A 21,117-nucleotide genomic window follows, 5' to 3' on the forward strand; every position below is an offset into this window, starting at 1 on the left:
ATGGCAAACGCGCATAGCGGCAAAATGATCGTCGGGCTGGACATCGGCACATCCAAAGTGGTGGCGCTGGTGGGTGAAGTGGGCGAAGACGGGACCCTGGAAATCGTGGGCATCGGCACCCACCCGTCCCGCGGCCTGAAGAAAGGCGTGGTGGTGAACATCGAGTCGACCGTGCAGTCGATCCAGCGCGCAGTGGAAGAGGCTCAGCTGATGGCTGGCTGCCGTATCCACTCGGCCTTCGTTGGCGTGGCGGGCAACCATATCCGTAGCCTGAACTCCCACGGCATCGTCGCCATCCGCGACCGCGAGGTCAGCGTGGCCGACCTCGAGCGCGTGCTCGACGCCGCCCAGGCCGTGGCGATTCCTGCCGACCAGCGCGTGCTGCACACCCTGCCGCAGGACTACGTGATCGACAACCAGGAAGGGGTCCGCGAACCACTGGGTATGTCTGGTGTTCGCCTGGAGGCCAAGGTTCATGTGGTCACCTGCGCAGTCAACGCCGCGCAGAACATCGAAAAGTGCGTGCGCCGTTGCGGCCTTGAAATCGACGACATCATTCTCGAGCAGCTGGCTTCGGCCTACTCGGTGCTGACCGATGACGAGAAAGAGTTGGGCGTGTGCTTGGTGGACATCGGCGGCGGCACCACCGATATCGCGATCTTCACCGAGGGTGCTATCCGCCATACGGCAGTCATTCCAATCGCTGGCGACCAGGTCACCAACGATATCGCCATGGCCCTGCGTACCCCTACCCAGTACGCAGAGGAAATCAAGATCCGCTACGCCTGTGCCCTGGCCAAACTGGCCGGTGCAGGCGAAACCATCAAAGTGCCTAGCGTTGGCGATCGTCCGCCACGCGAGCTTTCGCGCCAGGCCTTGGCCGAGGTGGTGGAGCCACGTTACGACGAACTCTTCACGCTGATCCAGGCCGAGCTGCGCCGCAGCGGTTACGAGGACCTGGTGCCGGCCGGCATCGTCCTCACCGGTGGCACCGCGAAGATGGAAGGGGCCGTGGAACTGGCCGAGGAAATTTTCCATATGCCGGTGCGCCTGGGCGTACCGCACAGCGTTCGGGGGCTGAGCGACGTGGTGCGCAACCCGATCTATTCCACCGGCGTGGGCTTGCTCACCTATGGCCTGCTCAAGCAGTCCGAGGACCTGGTCCTGACCGGTAACAGCAACAGCAGCAGCAACAGCTATGGCGATGAACCGAAGGCCCCAGTGCTTGAGCGCTTCAAGCGGTGGGTCCAGGGCAACTTCTAAGTTTCAAAGCAGTAGTGGTAGGCGCGACAACTAGAGAACTGTAAGGAGAGGGAAAATGTTCGAGCTCGTAGACAACGTCCCGCAAAGTCCGGTCATCAAGGTGATCGGCGTAGGTGGTGGTGGTGGTAACGCCGTTAACCACATGGTCAAGAGCAGCATCGAAGGCGTCGAGTTCATCTGCGCCAACACCGATGCTCAGGCGCTGAAAAACATCGGCGCACGCACCATTCTGCAACTGGGTACCGGCGTGACCAAAGGTCTGGGTGCCGGTGCCAATCCTGAGGTCGGCCGTCAGGCTGCACTCGAGGACCGTGAGCGCATTGCCGAGGTGCTGCAGGGCACCAACATGGTGTTCATCACCACCGGCATGGGTGGCGGTACCGGTACCGGTGCGGCGCCGATCATCGCTGAAGTGGCCAAGGAAATGGGCATTCTCACCGTTGCAGTGGTGACCCGTCCGTTCCCGTTCGAAGGTCGCAAACGTATGCAGATCGCCGATGAAGGCATCCGCATGCTGGCTGAGAGCGTCGACTCGCTCATCACCATCCCTAACGAGAAGCTGCTGACCATCCTGGGCAAGGACGCCAGCCTGCTGTCCGCCTTCGCCAAGGCCGACGATGTACTGGCCGGGGCCGTTCGCGGTATCTCCGACATCATCAAGCGCCCAGGCATGATCAACGTCGACTTTGCCGACGTACGCACCGTCATGGGTGAAATGGGCATGGCGATGATGGGTACTGGTTGCGCCAGCGGCCCGAACCGTGCTCGCGAAGCCACCGAAGCGGCCATTCGCAACCCGCTGCTCGAAGACGTCAACCTGCAGGGTGCCCGCGGCATTCTGGTGAACATCACCGCAGGCCCTGACCTTTCGCTGGGTGAGTACTCCGACGTCGGTAGCATCATCGAAGCCTTCGCCTCCGACCATGCCATGGTCAAAGTCGGCACCGTGATCGACCCTGATATGCGCGATGAGCTGCATGTCACCGTCGTCGCGACCGGCCTCGGCGCACGCATCGAGAAACCGGTGAAAGTGGTCGACAACACCCTGCAAACCGCTCAGCAAGCGTACGAAGCGTCCAACCCGGCGCCAGTGCGTCCAGAGCAACCAGCGGTGAACTACCGTGACCTGGAGCGCCCGACCGTGATGCGTAACCAGGCCCACGCAGGCGCTGCGGCGGCGGCTAAACTCAACCCTCAGGATGACCTGGACTACCTCGATATCCCAGCCTTCCTGCGTCGTCAGGCCGATTGATGGAATTTATCAGGGGTATAAGGGTGATTGGTGTTCAGCAAAGGCAGGGTCTGTTATCATCCCCAGCCTTTGTTGATACCTGTTCGCATTATTTGCGCTGAAGCGGCCAATGCCATGATTAGACAACGCACCCTGAAGAATACCATCCGTGCCACGGGCGTCGGCCTGCACTCCGGGGAGAAGGTCTACCTGACCCTCAAGCCTGCGCCTGTCGACACCGGCATCGTCTTCCGTCGCGCCGACCTCGACCCAGTTGTCGAGATCCCGGCGCGTGCGGCCAACGTCGGTGAGACCACCATGTCCACCACGCTGGTCAACGGTGACGTCAAGGTCGATACGGTCGAGCACCTGCTCTCCGCCATGGCGGGCCTGGGCATCGATAACGCCTACGTCGAGCTCTCCGCCTCGGAAGTACCGATCATGGATGGCAGCGCCGGTCCCTTCGTATTCCTGATTCAGTCTGCCGGCCTGGAAGAACAGGACGCAGCCAAGAAGTTCATCCGTATCCTGCGTGAAGTGACAGTGGTGGAGGGCGACAAGAGCGCCACCTTCCTGCCATTTGACGGGTTCAAGGTGAGCTTCGAGATCGACTTCGATCACCCGGTCCTCAAGGGCCAGACCCAGAGTGCGGTCGTCGACTTTTCCAGCACGTCGTTCGTGAAGGAAGTCAGCCGCGCCCGTACTTTCGGCTTCATGCGTGACATCGAGTACCTGCGCAAGCACAACCTTGCGCTCGGTGGCAGTGTCGAGAACGCCATCGTGGTCGACGAGACCGGTGTGCTCAACGAAGACGGCCTTCGTTCGGATGACGAATTCGTCAAGCACAAGATCCTCGACGCCATTGGCGACCTTTACCTGCTGGGCAACAGCCTGATCGGCGAGTTCAAGGGCTACAAGTCCGGCCACGCGCTGAACAACCAGCTGCTGCGTAAGCTCATCGAAGAAACCGATGCCTGGGAAGTGGTTACATTCGAAGATGCCAGTACGGCACCGATCTCCTACATGCGCCCTGTTGCGGCAGTGTAAGTTCGAACACTCTCTCTAGTGTCATCAAGGCCACCTTCGGGTGGCCTTTTTTATGGTGTTTGTCTGGGGTTGTGCGCGTGTGCGGATATCGAGCGCCAGCATAATACCCAAGGCAAGCGCCCCTAGCCCTTACCCTTCGCATGTGCCGCCAGCCGTTGCAGAGCAGCGCGCAACTTGGGGTCGGCGATGCCTTCAGCGGAATCGCGGATGCTCTGGGCGGCGCTGTTCGACAGCTCGGTCGTGTTGCCGCCGCGCTTGGCAGGCACCAACGGTGGCTGAACCTTGTACAGGATGCGTTGCAAGTTGCCGAACGCTTCCAAGGTTTGTAACTGGCGCTGCAAGCGCTTCTGCTGGTAGCGCAGACGAGTCGCCCAATGGCCATCGGTCACCACTAGCAGCAGCGTGCCATCACGCCATGAGGCCACATGGCAATGCTCCCTTGCAGCCGGCTGCAACTGGCTTTCCAGCAAGCGCTGTAGGTGCTCCAGACGCTCAGCCTGGTTCAGCAACAGGCGTAACGGGCGGTTCTGACGTAGCAGTGCGGCAGGCGGCTGGGCGGGTGTGGGTTTGAAAGCCATGGTGGTTTGCATCAAGTTACAAGATCGCCAGTCTAACATCCCCGTGGTCGGTGCTGGCCTTAATGACACGTTTCATCAACCTGCGGGTTGAACTCAGGGAAAATGCCCCTATCTTAGAAAAGCCCCCGCCTAAGCGCTGTGCCAGCATCGTGGCAATCGACCACTTTCCTCACCATCGTTTCCGGGTAGAATGCTCGTTCGCATGCGGCCTCAGGGCTGCACGGGCGACTCATGGGGCCGCCCTCCATCCCTACGTGTGGAAGATCCTGCCGATATGTTTGCGCCTTTGTTAAAAAAACTTTTTGGAAGCAAGAACGAGCGTGAAGTCAAACGCATGCTCAAGACGGTAACGATCGTCAATGCCTTCGAAGAGAAAATGGTGGCCCTCTCCGACGAGCAGCTGCGCGCCAAGACCGCAGAGTTCAAGGAGCGCCTGGCCAAAGGCGAGACGCTGGACCAATTGCTGCCTGAAGCCTTCGCTGTCGCCCGTGAGGCTGGTAAGCGTGTAATGGGCATGCGCCACTTCGACGTGCAGCTAATCGGCGGCATGACCCTGCACGAGGGCATGATCGCAGAAATGCGTACCGGTGAAGGCAAGACCTTGGTCGGTACCTTGGCCGTTTACCTCAACGCCTTGTCTGGCAAGGGCGTGCACGTGGTCACTGTGAACGACTACCTGGCTCGCCGAGACGCCAACTGGATGCGCCCCCTGTACGAATTCCTCGGCCTGTCCGTGGGCATCGTTTCAGCCTTCCAGCCGCCTGAAGAAAAGCGCGCAGCCTACGCTGCCGACATCACCTACGGCACCAACAACGAATTCGGCTTCGACTACCTGCGCGACAACATGGCGTTCAGCCAGGAAGAGAAGTTCCAGCGTGACCTCAACTTCGCGGTCATCGACGAAGTCGATTCGATCCTCATCGACGAAGCGCGCACCCCGCTGATCATCTCCGGCCAGGCCGAAGACAGCTCCAAGCTGTATATCGAGATCAACCGCCTGATCCCGCGCCTGACCCAGCACATCGAAGAAGTCGAAGGCCAGGTCACCCAGGAAGGCCATTACACCATCGATGAGAAGAGCCGCCAGGTCGAACTCAACGAAGCCGGTCACCAGTACATCGAAGAGATGCTGACCCAGGCCGGCCTGCTGGCCGAGGGCGAAAGCCTCTACTCGGCCCACAACCTGGGCCTGCTGACCCATGTCTACGCCGGCCTGCGTGCGCACAAGCTGTTCCACCGCAACGTCGAGTACATCGTTCAAGACGGCCAGGTGCTGCTGATCGATGAACACACGGGTCGCACCATGCCGGGCCGTCGTTTGTCCGAGGGCCTGCACCAAGCCATCGAAGCGAAGGAAAACCTGAATATTCAGGCCGAAAGCCAGACCTTGGCTTCGACCACCTTCCAGAACTACTTCCGCCTGTACAGCAAGCTGTCCGGTATGACCGGTACCGCAGACACCGAGGCTTTCGAGTTCGCCCAGATCTACTCGCTCAACGTGATGGTCATTCCGCCGAACAAGCCGCTCGCGCGTAAGGACTTCAACGACCTGGTGTACCTGACCGCCGACGAGAAGTACGCCGCGATCATCGCTGACATCAAAGAGAGCATGACCCAGGGCCGTCCGATCCTGGTGGGTACTGCCACCATCGAAACGTCCGAGCACATGTCGAACCTGCTGAAGAAGGAAGGGATCGACCACAAGGTACTGAACGCCAAGTACCACGAGAAGGAAGCCGAGATCATCGCTCAAGCCGGTGCTCCGGGTGCGCTGACCATCGCTACCAACATGGCTGGCCGTGGTACCGACATTCTGCTGGGCGGTAACTGGGAAGCCGAAGTGGCTGCCCTGGATAACCCGACCCCCGAGCAGATTGCTCAGATCAAGGCCGACTGGCAGAAGCGTCACCAGCAGGTCATTCAAGCCGGTGGCCTGCATGTGATCGCCTCCGAGCGCCATGAGTCGCGCCGTATCGACAACCAGCTGCGGGGCCGTTCTGGCCGTCAGGGCGACCCGGGTTCCAGCCGCTTCTACCTGTCGCTGGAAGACAGCCTGATGCGCATCTTCGCCTCTGACCGGGTGAAGAACTTCATGAAGGCGTTGGGTATGCAGTCCGGCGAGGCCATCGAGCACCGCATGGTCACCAACGCCATCGAAAAAGCCCAGCGCAAGGTCGAGGGCCGCAACTTCGACATTCGCAAACAGCTGCTCGAATACGATGACGTGGCCAACGAACAGCGCAAGGTGATCTACCACATGCGCAACAGCCTTTTGGCGGCGGAAAACATCGGCGACACCATCGTCGAGTTCCGCAAGGAAGTCCTGGACGCCACCATCAGCCAGCATATCCCGCCGCAGTCGCTGCCTGAGCAGTGGGATGTAGCCGGCCTGGAAGCGTCGCTGGCCAGCGACTTCGCCATCAAACTGCCGATTCAGCAGTGGTTGGACGAGGACGATCGTCTCTACGAAGAAACCCTGCGCGATAAGCTGCTGCACGAAATCACCACGGCGTACACCGAGAAGGAAGACCAGGCCGGCCTCGATGCCCTGCGTACCTTCGAGAAGCAGATCCTGTTGCGTGTGCTCGACGATCTGTGGAAAGACCACCTGTCGACCATGGACCACCTGCGTCACGGTATTCACCTGCGTGGCTATGCCCAGAAGAACCCGAAGCAAGAGTACAAGCGCGAGTCGTTTACCCTGTTCCAGGAACTGCTCGAGTCGATCAAGCGCGACACCATCCGTGTGCTGTCACATGTTCAGGTGCGCCGCGAAGACCCTGTCGAAGAAGAGGCACGCCTGCGTCGCGAAGCCGAAGAACTGGCCAGCCGCATGCAGTTCCAGCACGCCGAGGCACCAGGCCTTGAAAATGATCAGTTGGCCGAGGAGGGCGCCGAGGTTGCGGTCGCTGCTGCCCCGGTGCGTAATGACCTCAAGCTGGGCCGCAACGAGCCGTGCTGGTGTGGTTCGGGCAAGAAGTTCAAGCATTGCCATGGTCAGATCGAGTGACCTGACCTGATTGCTGTATCGTGACAACCCTGGGGGCCGCATTGCGGCCCCCTTTTTCCATATTCACCGTTTTCTAGGAGCGCTCTAATGGCTGTTGGTCTTGGTCCCTTGCCCACCCTGCACCCGGTTCCGGGTTTTGAACTCGGCATCGCTTCTGCCGGCATCAAGCGCCCTGGGCGCAAGGATGTGGTGGTCATGCGCTGTGCCGAAGGCTCCAGCGTGGCTGGCGTGTTCACCCTCAACGCCTTCTGCGCCGCGCCGGTGATCTTGTCCAAGCAACGCGTACAAGGCACTGTGCGCTACCTGCTGACCAACACCGGCAATGCCAACGCCGGTACCGGCGCACCGGGCCTGGCAGCTGCCGAGCGTACCTGTGCCAAGCTGGCCGAGCTGGCTGGGGTGCCGGCCGAATCGGTATTGCCATTCTCCACCGGCGTAATCGGTGAGCCATTGCCGGTCGAGAAGATCGAAGGCGCACTGCAGGCGGCCCTGAACGATCTGTCGGAGAACAACTGGGCAGAAGCCGCTACCGGCATCATGACCACCGATACCCTGCCCAAAGGGGCCAGTCGTCAATTCCAGCACGAGGGCGTTACCGTCACCGTCACCGGTATCAGCAAAGGCGCTGGCATGATCCGTCCGAACATGGCCACCATGCTCGGCTACATCGCTACTGACGCCAAGGTCGCTCCGGCGGTGCTCAAGGATTTGATGCTCGATGGTGCCAACAAGTCGTTCAACCGCATCACCATCGATGGCGACACCTCGACCAACGATTGCTGCATGCTGATCGCCACCGGCAAGGCCAACCTGCCGGAAGTCACCGAGGCCAGTGGTGCGTTGTTCGAAGCGCTGAAAAAGGCCGTGTTCGAAGTGTGCATGGAAGTGGCCCAGGCCATCGTGCGTGATGGCGAAGGCGCCACAAAGTTCGTCACCGTGCAGGTCAACGGTGGTGGCAACCATCAGGAGTGCCTGGATGTCGGTTACGCGGTAGCGCATTCGCCGCTGATCAAGACCGCGCTGTTCGCCTCCGACCCTAACTGGGGCCGTATTCTGGCGGCGGTGGGCCGTGCTGGCGTGCCAGCGCTGGATGTCAGCCTGATCGACGTTTACCTGGGAGAGGTGTGCATCGCCAGCCAAGGCGGTCGTAGCCCGAGCTACACCGAAGCGCAGGGCGCTGCTGTGATGGCCCAGGAAGAGATCACCATCCGTATCGAGTTGGGTCGCGGCCAGTGCAGCGAAACCATCTGGACGACCGACCTGTCCCACGAGTACGTGAAGATCAACGCCGAATACCGCACCTGATCCACCTGGGGTCGCGTGGCGGCCCCAACCCCCAAGCAATCGAGCCGGCATGCTGGCTGGCGGAGTGTGAAGGTTGAAACGAATTCATGTAGTAGCCGCGGTGATCCGCGGTGGTGACGGCCGCATCCTGATTGCGCGCCGCGCCGATTCTCAGCACCAGGGAGGCCTTTGGGAGTTCCCTGGCGGCAAGGTGGAGCAGGGCGAAAGCGTCGAAGCGGCGTTGGCTCGTGAGCTGCGCGAAGAATTGGGCATCGAGGTTAGCCGCTCGCGCGCGTTGATCAAGGTCAGCCACGATTACCCGGATAAGCAGGTGCTGCTGGATGTCCGTGAGGTCGATGCGTTCACCGGTGAGCCCCACGGCGCTGAAGGCCAACCTGTGGCCTGGGTTGCGCCACGGGACCTTCCTCAATACGCGTTTCCCGAGGCCAACAAGCCGATCGTCGCCGCTGCGCGCTTACCGGACCAGTACCTGATTACCCCCGATGGCCTGGAGGTGCCGCAACTGCTCAAGGGTATCCAGAAGGCCGTGGCCAGTGGCATTGGCCTGATTCAGTTACGCGCGCCAGACATGTACGACCCCAAGTACCGTGATGTAGCCGTGGACGCGGTCGGCCTTTGCGCCGGCAAGGCGCAACTGATGCTCAAAGGCCCGTTGGAGTGGCTCGGCGACTTTCCGTCAGCGGGCTGGCACCTGACTGCCGCGCAACTGCGCAAGTATGCAGCTAACGGCCGCCCGTTTCCCCAGGAGCGCTGGCTAGCCGCATCTTGCCACAGCGCCGAGGAGTTGGCCTTGGCTGCGCAGATGGGCGTGGATTTCGTTACGCTTTCACCGGTTCAGGCGACCCAGACTCATCCGCAGGCTGTGCCGCTGGGCTGGGATGAAGCACAGCGGTTGATTGCTGGCTTCAACCTGCCGGTTTACCTGCTGGGCGGCGTTGGTCCGGCGCAGCGAGACCAGGCGTGGGAGGTTGGCGCACAGGGTGTGGCGGGAATCCGCGCCTTCTGGCCAGACGCTTGAGTATTCGGGGCCGCGCAGCGGCCCCAGTCATCTCAGCCTTGAGGCTTTGCTGCAGGCTGCCACAGGACTTCGGCAATGCCTTGGCGCCGCCCGATGATCCGTGCTGCCACGAACAGCAGATCGGACAGCCTGTTGATGTAAGCCAAACCCACCCCCTGCAATGGCTCCAGCGCATTCAATTGCTGGCAGCGCCGCTCCGCACTGCGCGCCAGGCTGCGGCACACGTGGGCCTGTGCCACCAGCGCCGAACCGCTGGGGAGTATGAAGTTCTTCAGGGGCCCCAACTCTTCGTTCCACACATCGATCGCCGCCTCCAGTCGTTCGACCTCAGCCTGGTCGAGGGCCTGATAGCTGGGCATCGCCAACTCGCCCCCCAGGTCGAACAGGCGGTGCTGGCAAGGCGCCAGGACAGCGCTGAGTTCTTCAAGCCCCTGCTCGGCAAGCCCGGCCAGTAATAGCCCAAGCTGGCTGTTGAGGCTGTCCACCTCACCAATCGCTTCGACCCTTGGGTGGTCCTTGGGTACGCGCCGGCCGTCACCCAGGCCGGTTTCGCCTTGGTCGCCAGTACGGGTATAGATCTTCGACAGGCGATAGCCCATGTCATGCCTCCGTGTCGTTCGGCGCCGCCGATGAGGGCTGGCCGAGGGGCAGGCGCAGGGTGAAACAGGTGCCCTGGCCGGGCGAGGAATGCACTTCCATCTGCCCCTTGTGGTTGTTGGTAATGATGAAATAAGAAACCGATAGGCCAAGCCCGGTCCCCTGGCCGATTTCCTTGGTGGTGAAAAATGGCTCGAAGGTGCGTTTACGCACGGTTTCAGGCATGCCGACGCCGTTGTCCTCGACCTGAATCTCGGCCCAGGGTGGATTGAGCCGAGTACGCAAGGTGATACGCCCTGGCTCGCATGGCTGAGGGCGCTGATGGATGGCCTGGGCAGCATTCTTGAGCAGGTTCAACAGCACCTGCTCCAGCTCGTTGGCCGTGCATGGCACCGGGCCCAGATTGGGGTCGAACTGGCGGACGATGGCCTGGCCCTTGAAATCGAAGCCAATGGTCAGGTCGAAGTCGTTGCTGGCGATTTCCACTGCCTGGTCGATCAGCGCGGGTAGCTCGCATGGCACCAGTTGGCGGTTGCTGCGGCGGCTGAAACTGAGCATGTGGGTCACTATCTTCGCCGCGCGCGCCCCGGCCTGTTGGATGCCGTCTAGCAGTTGCGGCACTTCGCGGTGCTCCAGGTAGCGGTTGACGCTCGGCAAATCGATGCCCAGCTCGCTGGCCTGCTCTTGGTTGCGCGGCAGCTCGGGTGACAGGCGCCGGCGAATGTTTTGCACGTTGTGCAGGATGGCGCCGAGCGGGTTGTTGATTTCGTGCGCCATACCGGCGGCCAGGCCGCCGACCGAGAGCATTTTTTCCGACTGGACCATCATCTCTTCCAGCGACAGGCGCTGGGTGATGTCGTCGATGCGGATAACCACGCCACGGCCGCCGCCGCCCATCAGTGGGTAGAAGGTCAAGGCGTAGTGGCGCAGGTCGTCGTCCTTGGGCCAAGTGACCCGCTCGATTTTCGCTACCCGGTGCTTCTCGACGCTTTCCTTGAGCTGGGGCAGGAACGGCTTGAGCGGCTCGAACGCGATGAAGATCGGCTGGTTCAGCGCCTGGTCCAGGGGAGTGCCGGAAAGCACCGTGGCTTCGTGGTTCCATTGGGTGACGTAGAGCTGTTCGTCGAGCGCGATCAGGGCCGAAGGCATGGAGTCGATGATGCTGTTGAGGTAGTTCTGAAACCCCGTGAGCTTCTTCTCGATCTTGCTGCGTACCTGAACTTCCAGCTCCAGCTTGCGGTTGGTATGGCGGGTTTCTTCGGCCAGGCCCTGGGCCTGATCATAGGCGGTTTGGAACTCGTCGCGGGTGCGCTTGAGCTGCTGCTCGCGTGCTTCGATGCGTGAGAGCATGGTGTTGAACGCATCGGCCAGGCTGCCGATTTCATCGTCATTGCCGCGCTTGGCACGCAGGGCATAGCTTTCCTCGCGGGTGACTTGGCGGCTCAGTTCCTCGAGTTGGTTGATCGGCTGGGTGATCAGCCGTTTTATCTGCCGGGCAATGACCAGCCACAGTAAAATGCTGAACACCAGTATCGCAAGGCTCGCGCTGAGGGTGCCGGTGTAGAACGCGGTGGGCAGTTCACTGCTGGCGACCAGCAACAGGTGTGCCGGTGGGCTGGCATCGCGCGGAATGCGGATCAACTGGGTGCTGCGAAACTCCATCAGGCGCCAACCGTCGATGTTGCGGTAGCGCTTGGGCAGGACCATGGGCTCGCCGTGCTGCAGCTGCGCCAGCATCTTGCCGTCACCGCCGTAAAGCGCGGCGGCGCGTAGCGGGGTATAGCTGTCCAGCTCTTTGAGCAAAGCAGTGGCGGTTTCGCTCGAGTCGGCAGCGCGGGCAGAGAGCTGCGGGTTGGCGACAAGCTTGCCGATGGTCTGCAACGCCTGCGGCGCCATGCTGTCCTGGGTGATCCAGTACGCGGCGCTGATGAAGGCCAGATTGGCCACCAGCAGGATAGTCACCAGCAGTACCAGTAGGGCCGCCAGCAGTTTTTGCCCGACCGGGAGGTTTTCCAGGCGTTGGCGCAGGCTCATGGGTAAGGCAATGTCCCTATGGGTTGAGATCACGCGCTGGGCAAACCACGCGCTCGCAGGTTATCGACCAGACGCTGATGCAGGTGTTCCAGCTGTGGCACGCGCATACCGTGGCGCGCTGCTGCTCGGCAAACGTGCCCCAGCAAGTAATGCACTTCAGTACGTCGACCAGCGCGTACGTCCTGGTACATGGAAGAGTAGTTGGCAGCCGTTGCCAGGATTACCCGCTGAACCTCTTCGTCAAGATCCCTGGCAGCCAGTGGCTGACCGCAGTGGCGCAGCAACGCGGCCAGTTCAGTGCTCAGCGCCTCGACTTCGTCCAGATGCCCGAGCAGCCCTCCGTTCTGGCAGTCGTGCAGAACGGTCAATGGGTTGATGGCACAGTTGAGCGCCAGTTTACGCCAGAGCCGACTAAGGATGTCGGGCGTCCATTGAGCAGGGATGCCGGCCTCGCCAAGGTCTGTGAACCATGGCGGCGGGGTAGGATTGGTCGGGTCGCCCAGCCAGTTGAAACCGTGGCCGGCAAAGCGTACTCGCCAGTCGTCTTCGCGAAATGCGCCTTCGGTACTGGAGGCGAAAACGCAACGCGCCAGTGGCGCTCGTTCAGCGACTTCGTCCTGGCTCCCCAGGCCATTTTGCAGCAATACCAGGTCTGCGCCTGCCACCAGGCGCGGCGCCAGGGCAGCGATGGCGGGGGCGGCGTCGTAGGCCTTGCAGGCCACCAGCAGGCGATGAATGGGGCCACCGGACTCGGCCGTTTCGGCCGGGATGGCGTACAGGCTGGCCCGATCCTGTTCGAGCAGGGTCAGGCCACCGGCCTGCTGGTAGGCCTGCAGGCGCTGTGCATCGCGTAGGATCAGGCGGACTGCTTTGCCTGCGCGGGCCAGCCGGCAGGCCCAGAGGCTACCGAGGCTACCGGCGCCGAGAATATGCCAGGTGCTGCTCATCTGCGTTTCGCAACCCGTTATAATGAGCCGGCATTTTAACCCCCTTACACCGACGCGCTCCATGTTCAGACTGAGCGCGCTTTCATTTTATGGAGACAACCCATGCCTTCGTTCGACGTGGTATCGGAACTGGACAAGCACGAAGTGCAGAACGCCGTCGATAACGCTATCAAGGACCTCGACCGCCGCTATGACCTCAAAGGCAAGGGCAGCTTCGAGTTCAAGGACAAGGAACAGACCGTCGTACTGACCGCCGAGGAAGAGTTCCAACTCGAAGCCATGTTGGAAATCCTGCGCCTGGCGCTGGTCAAGCGCAAGATCGACGTGAAGTGCCTGGAAACCAAAGACCCATATGCCTCGGGCAAGGAAAAGAAACAGGAAGCGAAGTTCCGCGAAGGCATCGACAAGGACCTGGCCAAGAAGATCGTCGCCACCATCAAGGACGGCAAGCTCAAGGTCCAGGCCGCCATCCAGGGCGAGCAGGTGCGCGTCACCGGCAAGAAGCGTGATGACCTGCAGGAAGCCATTGCCCTGCTGCGTACCAAGGAATTCGACATGCCGTTGCAGTTCAACAACTTCCGCGATTGATCGCGGCACCTGAAACCCTGATGGCGCAGCGTTGTCCATCGGGGTTCACGGCGGCTGCGACTTCAGCCGCCCGCTTTACTGTGTACGTGCCGTTTGGCATCAGGAGATGAATATGGATTTGAACGCCGAAGTTGACCATCTGGTACGCCAGACTCAGACCTGGGTGCCCTTGCTCATGGAATATGGCAGCCGCCTGCTGCTGGCACTGCTGACCCTGGCGGTCGGCTGGTGGATCATCAACAAGGTCAGCGCACGCCTGGGCAAATTGGTCGGCTTGCGTAATGCTGACCTCGCCTTGCAAGGCTTCATCAGCACCTTGTCGAACATCGTGCTCAAGATACTGCTGTTCGTCAGCGTGGCGTCGATGATCGGCATCGAAACCACCTCGTTCGTTGCCGCCATCGGTGCCGCTGGCCTGGCGATCGGCCTGGCCTTGCAGGGCAGCCTCGCGAACTTCGCAGGTGGCGTGCTGATCCTGATGTTCCGCCCGTTCCGCATCGGCGACTGGATCGAAGCGCAAGGCGTGGCGGGTACGGTCGACAGCATCCAGATCTTCCACACTGTGCTGCGCACCGGTGACAACAAGACGGTGATCATGCCCAACGGTTCGCTGTCCAACGGCATCATTACCAACACCAACCGCCAGCCCACGCGCAAGGTGGTGTTCGATGTGGGCGTGGACTACGAGGCCGACCTGCAAAAGGCCCGCAACGTGCTGTTGGAGCTGGCGCAGGACCCTCGTGTGCTGGCAGAACCTGCGCCTCAGGCAGTCGTCTCGACCTTGGGTGACAGTTCGATCACCGTTTCCCTGCGCCTGTGGACCAAAACCTCCGACTACTGGGACGTGATGTTCATGCTCAACGAACAGGCCCGTGACCGGTTGAAGGCCGAAGGCATCGATATCCCGTTCCCGCAGCGAGTGATTCGTGTCGTGCAGGAGACTGCCGCACAGTGACGCTAAGCCGGGGGTCGCAGCAGCGGCCCTCGGTGTTTTCACCCCCTCCTTACACTTGTTCACAGCATGTGTTGGCCTTTTCTGGCATATAGCCTGACCCCTCTTGCCTGTTCCGATACACCATCATGAAACCACTGCTCTACATCACGCCACTGCGGGCCTTGCTGTTCGGGCTGACCCTGGCGCTGTTCGAATTGCTCACCTACCTGGCCAGCGATGCCGTGATGCCGGCAATGCCGGTGGTGGTCGAGCACCTCAATGCCAGCCCCGAATACATCCCCCATGCGCTCAACCTGTATCTGCTCGGTGGCGTTGTATTGCAATGGCTGATTGGCCCGCTGGCCGACCGCTACGGCCGCCGCCCGCTGTTGCTGGCTGGCTGCGCATCATTCGGTTTTGCTTGCCTGGCCACCTACTGGGTGGACGATATCGGCCTGTTCAATCTGCTGCGCCTGCTGCAGGGCATCGGCCTGGGCTTTGTGGTAACCGTCAGCTACCCGGCGCTCAACGAGTCGTTCAGTGAAGCGGATGCGGTGCGCATGATGGCGCTGCTGGCCAATATCGCTTTGCTTTCGCCACTGCTCGGTCCACTGGTCGGCACCCTCATGCTGCAGTGGCTGGACTGGCGTTGGCTGTTCGTAGCCTTCGCCATGGGGGCCGTTGTGTGCTGGCTGCTACTGTACCGGCTGATGCCGGAAACCCTGGGTGTAGAGCGCCGCGACGGTTCGCGGCTGGCCTTTACGCCGATTCACCTGCTGCCGTTGCTTGCCGGTTACGGGCAGTTGCTGGGCAACCGCAAGTTCGTCGCAGGCAGTGCCGCGCTGGGGCTGGTGGGGCTGCCGCTGATTGGCTGGATCGGCCTGTCACCGGTGTTGCTGATCCATGACGAAGGGCTGAGCACCATGGCCTACGCACTCTGGCAATTGCCGGTTTTCGGCGGGTTGATCCTGGGTAATTTGATCATCAACCGCATCGCCGACCAATACCCGTTGGCAAGCCTTGTACGCGGGGCGCTGGCGCCCTATCTGGCCGGCCTGTGTGTAATGGTGCTGGCGACCTGGTTGTGGCCGACGGTCACCAGCGTGGTTGCCGGCATGTCGCTGTATGCGTTGGGGCTGGGTGTGGCCAACGCTGTTCTGTATCGCATGACGCTGTTCGCCAGCGAACAGAGCAAAGGGTTGGTATCGGCGATGTTGGGCATGATCACCATCGCCTTGCTGGGGCTTGGTGGCGCGTTGCTGGCGATGATTGGGGCGGGAGCGAGCCTGTTGCACTTTGCCCTGGCCGCTGGCCTGGCAGGGGCCCTGGCACTGTGGCCGCTTTGGTTCGTGGTGGGTGGGCGGCCTGGGGAAGGGGCGGTCGCTCAATAGTCTTGGCTGCCTAGGCCGGCTTCTTCGCGGTTGAACCCGCTTCTACAGGCAATGCACAGTGTCTAACGCTTGTGCATTGGCGGTAGAAGTGGGCTTTGCGGCGAAGAGGCGTGACCGCCTGCGAAAAGCGATCAAGGCTGCTCGGTGGCCGAGTTATTCACCGCAACCTGCTTTCCCCGGCCCGCCTCCTGCCACCAGTGCAGCGCGATCAGAATCAGCGTGGGCACCCCGAGTAGGGCGGTGATCAGGAAGAAGTCATGATAACCATACTTTTCCACCATCACCCCCGAATAACCGCCGATCAGGCGTGGCAGCAGCAGCATGATCGAGCTGAGCAGCGCGTATTGGGTGGCCGAGAACTTCAGGTTGGTGAGGCTCGAAAGGTAAGCGACGAACGCTGAGGTGGCCAAGCCGGAGCTGAAGTTGTCCAGCGAAATGGTCACTACCAGCATTTCCAGATTCGGCCCCATGTCGGCCAGCATCAGGAACAGAATGTTGGTAGCAGCCGATGCGGCACCGCCGATGAACAAAATGGGCAGGATGCCGAAGCGCACGATCAGCAAGCCACCCACCCCGGCGCCCACCAGGGTCATGATCAGGCCGAATACCTTGCTGACGCTGGCGATTTCATCCTTGGTGAAGCCCATGTCGATGTAGAACACGTTGGCCATCACCCCCATCACCGTGTCCGACATGCGATAGGTGGCGATCAGCCCCAGCAGCAACAAGGCCTGCCAACGGTAGCGCGTGATGAAGTCGTGAACCGGCGTCAGCACCGGAGCCAGGCCGCGGCGGCCGAGGCTCGAGAGGCAGGCCCAGGTCAGCAGCACATAGAGGATCAGGCGCAGGAACGCACGGTCTTCCAGCAACAGGTCAAGGGGGGTCGCGTCCCCGGAGATCACACTCGACCACCCGGTGTTGAACATCTGTGTGAAGCTGGCCGGCACCGACACCAGTAGGATGATCAGCACGAATACCGAAGCCATCTGATGCATCAAGCCATAGCGCGCGGCCGATAACTGAGTGCGCAGTGGCACCGGTGGCTCACGCATTACCAGGGTGGTGAACAGCGCCGGCAGCATCATCACCCCGAACAGCACGTAAGTGCCCGCCCAGGCCTTGTGCAGGTAGCTGAAGCCAGTTGAGCCGAACCATTCTGCAAAGAACAGTGCACCGGCTGTGGCAAGCAGGGCAGCTACCCGGTAGCCGGCCATGTAGCTCGCGGCCAGGGCAGCTTGGCGCTGATCGTCGGCGATCTCCAGCCGATAGGCGTCCACCGCGATGTCCTGGGTGGCTGAGGCGAAGGCCACCAGTACGGCCAGCGCGATGAGCCAGGACAGGTGCTGTTGCGGGTCGCACAGGCTCATGCCGATCAGGCCGATCACGATCAGCGATTGCGACAGCAACAGCCACGAACGTCGCCGCCCCAAGCCGCCGAGCAATGGCAGGCGCCATTGGTCGAGCAAGGGTGACCATACCCATTTGAAGGCATAGGCCAGGCCGATCAGGCTGGCGTAGCCAATGGTTTCGCGGGCTACGCCAGCTTCGCGCAGCCACACCGACAGCGTGGAGAACACCAGCATGTAAGGCAGGCCAGCCGCGAAACCGAGCAGCAAAAGTACCAAGGTAGACGGGCTGGCATAGGCAGCGAGCGCAGCGCGCCAGGTTTTACGGGGCATGGGCCAATATCTGCCTCAAAATTGCGAAAACAAAGCGCGCACTCTAACCGCTGTGCTCCATCGGGCGCCAGCCATGGCGCGTCATATCCACACGATTATTGGCTACATTGACGCCCTCCGCGCGTAGTCTGGCCCGCTGTTCATCCCCCGAGGGCGTTCCCTGCGCCAGGCTCAGGCGCCCGCCTGCGCCAAGCACGCGGTGCCAGGGCAGTCGGCTATCGGCTGGCAACTGCCCAAGTGTGCGCCCCACCCAACGCGCCGCACGGCCAAGCCCCGCCAGCTCGGCAAGTTGGCCATAGCTCACGACTTTGCCCTCCGGCACTTGGCCAAGGACGGAATACAACGCCGTTCGTCGGGCTGCAGGGGACGCCAAAGTGACGTCGAATTCGTCAGACATCCCAACGGCTCTGGCCTGGAATGAAACCGGACGAGTGGTTAGGGCAAATGAGAGTTGAACTCAATGGCATTCTCCTGGGTCTGTGCTTGCTCTGACCGCCAGCATCCGGATAATGCCCGGCTTTTTCGACAAATCGAACCCATATTGCGCTTATGTACTCTAGATCGCTGCTGTGCTTGTTGACCGCTGCCGTGTGCGTTACCCCGGCGATGGCAGATACTGTTTGGATGAAGAACGGGGACCGCCTCTCCGGCAAGATCAAGGTATTCGATGGCGGCAAGCTGCTGTTGCAAACGCCCTATGGCGGCTCCATCGCCCTGGATTGGAAGCAAGTTAAAACTCTGGAAAGCGATCAAGAGTTGCTGGTCAAGCAGGATGCCTATAACGGTGAAAAGGCCAAATCCCTGAAGGCTGCCGAACCAGGCAAGGTCACCCTGGCCAATGGCGAAGCGCCAAAAACGGTAGAGCTTGCCAGTATCGAGCAGATCATGAAGCCCAAGCCTATGGTCGAGGACCTGATCTGGAAGGGTAATGTCGACGTAGCCTTGGACTACAAGCGCGCCGAGAACGACACCGACGACTACGATATCGGTTTCAAGACCACGGCCCGCCATGGCCGCTGGCGGCACAACGCCGAAGGTGAGTACAACCGCGAGACCAAGGACGACGTCACCACCACCGACAACTGGAGCGCCGAGTACGCACTTGACCGCTTCTTGACCGAGAAGTGGTTCTGGCAGGGGCGTCTTGAATACAAGCGCGACCACGTCGAAGACCTTGCTCGCCAGCGTACGGTCGGTACTGGCCCGGGCTATCAGTTCTGGGACGACGAACTGGGCGCGTTCTCCCTGGGCTCGCTGATCAACCGAACCGACTTCGAATACCAGGATGGTGGCAAGGACAACTTCTACTCGGCAGCGGTGAAGTGGGACTATACCCGCTACCTGATCGGCAAGAATGTCCAGCTGTTCACCAATGGCGAGCTGGCCAAGCCGTTGGGCGGTGTGGCCGACTACTCGCTGGATGCCGAAGTAGGGCTGCGCTACAAGGTCACCGAATGGGCGTCGCTCAACCTCAAGGCGGAGCGGGACATCATTACCGGCACCCGCGAGAGCAACCTGGACAAGACTCGTTATACCGCAGGTTTCGGCGTGACCTGGTAAGCCTGGCCGAGCGGCGGCACCATTGGCAGTGGCGGGGATAATGCTTATCGTGTTGCATCAACCCCGCCATCAGGAGCCGCCTTCAGTGAGTACCAACGCCATCCGCCCCGCTCGGGAGCTGTTGCTCAAAGAATACCGCGGCGTGCTGTCGACCCATTCCAAGTCCATGCCGGGCTATCCGTTCGGTTCGGTGGTGCCGTACTGCCTGGATGCTCAGGGCAATCCGCTGATACTCATCAGTCGCATCGCCCAGCATACGCACAACCTGCAAAACGATGCCAAGTGCTCGCTGCTGGTGGGTGAGCGTGAGGCTGAGGATGTACAGGCAGTCGGCAGGCTGACGGTGATGGCCCAAGCGCATAAATTGAACGACGAAGCGGCAATCGAAGCAGCGGCCCAGCGCTATTACCGCTATTTCCCCGATGCTGCCGATTACCACAAGGCTCACGATTTCGACTTCTGGGTATTGCAGCCGGTACGTCACCGCTACATCGGTGGCTTCGGCGCTATCCACTGGCTCGATCAGGTCACCCTTGCCAACCCCTTTGCGGGTAAGGCCGAGGCCAGCATGGTCGAGCACATGAACAGCGACCATGCCAATGCCATTGCCCATTATGTAGAGCTCAGTGGCCTGCCACGCGGTGTACCAGCGCAATTGGTGGGCGTCGACAGCGAAGGGATGCACCTGCGCATCGGCCAGGCGGTCTACTGGCTCGCCTTCCCAACAATCTGCAACACGCCGACACAAGTGCGTGAAGCCTTGGTTTTGCTGGCGCGCGCTGACCAATGGCCGGCTGCGACTGAGGTCGAGGCTTGAAATTGCGAGCTGACGCATCCATCTGGAGGTCTTAGGGGAAGGGTTTCTTCCAACGAGGAATGCTTTGATGCGTGCTTTTTTATTGCTGTTTCTGTTGTTCCCGGTGCTTGAGCTGTTTGTCTTCGTCAAAGTCAGCGCCGCGATCGGCTTCTTTCCGGCGCTGCTGTTGATCATCGCCGGCTCCGCCCTGGGTGTGCTGGTGATGCGAGTGGCTGGCTTGGCCACCGCCCTGCGTGCCCGGGAAAGCCTGCAGCGCGGCGAATTGCCCGCTGAGGACATGTTCCAGGGCTTGATGCTGGCTGTCGGTGGTGGGCTGTTGTTGCTGCCAGGTTTCATCAGTGACGTACTGGGCCTGCTGTGCCTGCTGCCGTTCACTCGCCATTTGGCAGCCCGCAAGCTGCGCGAGCGGGCCCAGGCCCAAGCCATGCGCCAACGGGCGTTTCAGGACGACCCGTTTCAGGCGCAGCCGCGCGACGGCGGACATCGCCCGAACGTGATCGAAGGCGAATACGAGCGCCGCGACAAGTAATCAGACCTGTCACCTGCGGGGCCGCATCAGCGGCCCCGTTGTTTTATAGCCTGCTGAAAAAATTTGCATACCAAGCCTTGTAATTGAATATGGCGGCCTTATGTATGTGGTCACCGCAAGGTTACTGGTGAAAACACCAGACATGACACAGGTGGTTCGCCGTTGGCGGGCCCCTACCGGCAACGCCGGACTGCATCAACCCGCCGGTGTCGATACCGGCCGATGAAAACCACAATTTGGGAGAGATCGACAATGAAGCTTCGTCCTCTGCATGACCGCGTAGTCATCCGTCGCAGCGAAGAAGAATCGAAAACCGCTGGCGGTATCGTCCTGCCGGGTTCGGCCGCTGAAAAACCAAACCGCGGCGAAGTCGTTGCTGTTGGCACCGGTCGCGTTCTGGAAAACGGCGAAGTACGTGCACTGGCCGTCAAGGTCGGTGACAAAGTGGTATTCGGCCCTTACTCGGGCAGCAACACCGTGAAAGTCGATGGCGAAGACCTGCTGGTCATGGCTGAGAACGAAATCCTCGCCGTTATCGAAGGCTGATTTCCCCCGACTTCCCGTTACTCCAAAGATTTTCAAGGATTAA

Annotated in this window: 19 protein-coding genes; 13 read left to right on the forward strand and 6 right to left on the reverse strand. The window is 61.1% G+C overall.

Translation table 11 applies throughout. The features are described 5' to 3' along the window. The 3 genes from ftsA to lpxC all read left to right on the forward strand — a co-directional run bounded on the left by ftsA (position 1) and on the right by lpxC (position 3,541). Entirely contained in the window at positions 1 to 1,263 is a 1,263-nt protein-coding gene (ftsA, locus tag HU725_RS04345; protein ID WP_186477488.1) for a cell division protein FtsA, read from the forward strand. 55 nt (positions 1,264 to 1,318) lie between these two features. Continuing rightward, positions 1,319 to 2,515 carry a cell division protein FtsZ gene (ftsZ, locus tag HU725_RS04350; protein ID WP_060479602.1) on the forward strand — a complete coding sequence of 399 codons (1,197 nt, stop codon included), beginning with the start codon at positions 1,319 to 1,321 and terminating at the stop codon, positions 2,513 to 2,515. A gap of 114 nt (positions 2,516 to 2,629) precedes the next feature. Further along, the gene (lpxC, locus tag HU725_RS04355; RefSeq protein WP_027917990.1) at positions 2,630 to 3,541 is read left to right on the forward strand and encodes a UDP-3-O-acyl-N-acetylglucosamine deacetylase; all 912 of its coding nucleotides are present in this window, start codon (positions 2,630 to 2,632) and stop codon (positions 3,539 to 3,541) included. Between the two features lie 122 nt (positions 3,542 to 3,663). Here the strand turns inward: lpxC and HU725_RS04360 are convergent, their stop codons facing one another. After that, positions 3,664 to 4,119 carry a DUF721 domain-containing protein gene (locus HU725_RS04360; RefSeq protein WP_186477489.1) on the reverse strand — a complete coding sequence of 152 codons (456 nt, stop codon included), beginning with the start codon at positions 4,117 to 4,119 and terminating at the stop codon, positions 3,664 to 3,666. Between the two features lie 274 nt (positions 4,120 to 4,393). Between HU725_RS04360 and secA the strand changes: the two genes are divergently transcribed. From secA to HU725_RS04375, 3 genes are all read left to right on the forward strand, one after another. Beyond that, entirely contained in the window at positions 4,394 to 7,129 is a 2,736-nt protein-coding gene (gene secA, locus HU725_RS04365; protein WP_186477490.1) for a preprotein translocase subunit SecA, read from the forward strand. An 87-nt stretch (positions 7,130 to 7,216) separates the two neighbouring features. After that, positions 7,217 to 8,434, forward strand: a complete 1,218-nt coding sequence (argJ, locus tag HU725_RS04370; RefSeq protein ID WP_186477491.1) for a bifunctional glutamate N-acetyltransferase/amino-acid acetyltransferase ArgJ — start codon at positions 7,217 to 7,219, stop codon at positions 8,432 to 8,434. Between the two features lie 73 nt (positions 8,435 to 8,507). After that, positions 8,508 to 9,452 (forward strand): Nudix family hydrolase, encoded by a 945-nt coding sequence (locus tag HU725_RS04375; RefSeq protein WP_186477492.1) that lies wholly within the window; start codon positions 8,508 to 8,510, stop codon positions 9,450 to 9,452. A 32-nt stretch (positions 9,453 to 9,484) separates the two neighbouring features. Here HU725_RS04375 and HU725_RS04380 read toward each other — a convergent pair whose 3' ends face one another. From HU725_RS04380 to HU725_RS04390, 3 genes are read right to left on the reverse strand one after another with little or no spacing between them, the layout of a single operon-like run. Then, positions 9,485 to 10,051 (reverse strand): cob(I)yrinic acid a,c-diamide adenosyltransferase, encoded by a 567-nt coding sequence (locus HU725_RS04380; RefSeq protein WP_186477493.1) that lies wholly within the window; start codon positions 10,049 to 10,051, stop codon positions 9,485 to 9,487. 1 nt (position 10,052) lies between these two features. Further along, on the reverse strand, positions 10,053 to 12,083 hold the full coding sequence (locus HU725_RS04385; RefSeq protein WP_186477494.1) for a sensor histidine kinase: 2,031 nt from the start codon (positions 12,081 to 12,083) through the stop codon (positions 10,053 to 10,055). 29 nt (positions 12,084 to 12,112) lie between these two features. Continuing rightward, entirely contained in the window at positions 12,113 to 13,030 is a 918-nt protein-coding gene (locus tag HU725_RS04390) for a putative 2-dehydropantoate 2-reductase (RefSeq protein ID WP_186477495.1), read from the reverse strand. Positions 13,031 to 13,132: 102 nt separating this feature from the next. Between HU725_RS04390 and HU725_RS04395 the strand changes: the two genes are divergently transcribed. From HU725_RS04395 to HU725_RS04405, 3 genes are all read left to right on the forward strand, one after another. After that, complete coding sequence (locus tag HU725_RS04395) at positions 13,133 to 13,618, forward strand: YajQ family cyclic di-GMP-binding protein (RefSeq protein ID WP_054884610.1); 486 nt, start codon at positions 13,133 to 13,135, stop codon at positions 13,616 to 13,618. A gap of 112 nt (positions 13,619 to 13,730) precedes the next feature. After that, positions 13,731 to 14,573, forward strand: coding sequence for a mechanosensitive ion channel family protein (locus HU725_RS04400; RefSeq protein ID WP_186477496.1), 843 nt, complete (start codon positions 13,731 to 13,733; stop codon positions 14,571 to 14,573). Between the two features lie 125 nt (positions 14,574 to 14,698). Further along, positions 14,699 to 15,943, forward strand: coding sequence for an MFS transporter (locus HU725_RS04405; protein ID WP_186477497.1), 1,245 nt, complete (start codon positions 14,699 to 14,701; stop codon positions 15,941 to 15,943). Between the two features lie 131 nt (positions 15,944 to 16,074). Here the strand turns inward: HU725_RS04405 and HU725_RS04410 are convergent, their stop codons facing one another. Both HU725_RS04410 and HU725_RS04415 read right to left on the reverse strand, forming a co-directional pair. Continuing rightward, positions 16,075 to 17,622, reverse strand: a complete 1,548-nt coding sequence (locus HU725_RS04410) for an AmpG family muropeptide MFS transporter (RefSeq protein ID WP_186477498.1) — start codon at positions 17,620 to 17,622, stop codon at positions 16,075 to 16,077. Positions 17,623 to 17,665: 43 nt separating this feature from the next. Beyond that, on the reverse strand, positions 17,666 to 18,019 hold the full coding sequence (locus HU725_RS04415; RefSeq protein ID WP_186477499.1) for an MGMT family protein: 354 nt from the start codon (positions 18,017 to 18,019) through the stop codon (positions 17,666 to 17,668). A 152-nt stretch (positions 18,020 to 18,171) separates the two neighbouring features. Between HU725_RS04415 and HU725_RS04420 the strand changes: the two genes are divergently transcribed. From HU725_RS04420 to HU725_RS04435, 4 genes are all read left to right on the forward strand, one after another. Further along, positions 18,172 to 19,182: a DUF481 domain-containing protein gene (locus HU725_RS04420; protein WP_186477500.1), complete on the forward strand. Its 1,011-nt coding sequence runs from the start codon at positions 18,172 to 18,174 to the stop codon at positions 19,180 to 19,182. Positions 19,183 to 19,267: 85 nt separating this feature from the next. Further along, positions 19,268 to 19,999 carry a HugZ family pyridoxamine 5'-phosphate oxidase gene (locus HU725_RS04425; RefSeq protein WP_060478112.1) on the forward strand — a complete coding sequence of 244 codons (732 nt, stop codon included), beginning with the start codon at positions 19,268 to 19,270 and terminating at the stop codon, positions 19,997 to 19,999. Positions 20,000 to 20,066: 67 nt separating this feature from the next. Beyond that, a complete protein-coding gene (locus HU725_RS04430; protein ID WP_060478111.1) occupies positions 20,067 to 20,528 on the forward strand; it encodes an FxsA family protein in 462 nt (153 codons plus the stop codon). A 252-nt stretch (positions 20,529 to 20,780) separates the two neighbouring features. After that, entirely contained in the window at positions 20,781 to 21,074 is a 294-nt protein-coding gene (locus HU725_RS04435; protein ID WP_009684394.1) for a co-chaperone GroES, read from the forward strand. Positions 21,075 to 21,117 lie beyond the last annotated feature (43 nt).

The organism is Pseudomonas promysalinigenes (assembly GCF_014269025.2).
GTDB lineage: Bacteria > Pseudomonadota > Gammaproteobacteria > Pseudomonadales > Pseudomonadaceae > Aquipseudomonas > Aquipseudomonas promysalinigenes.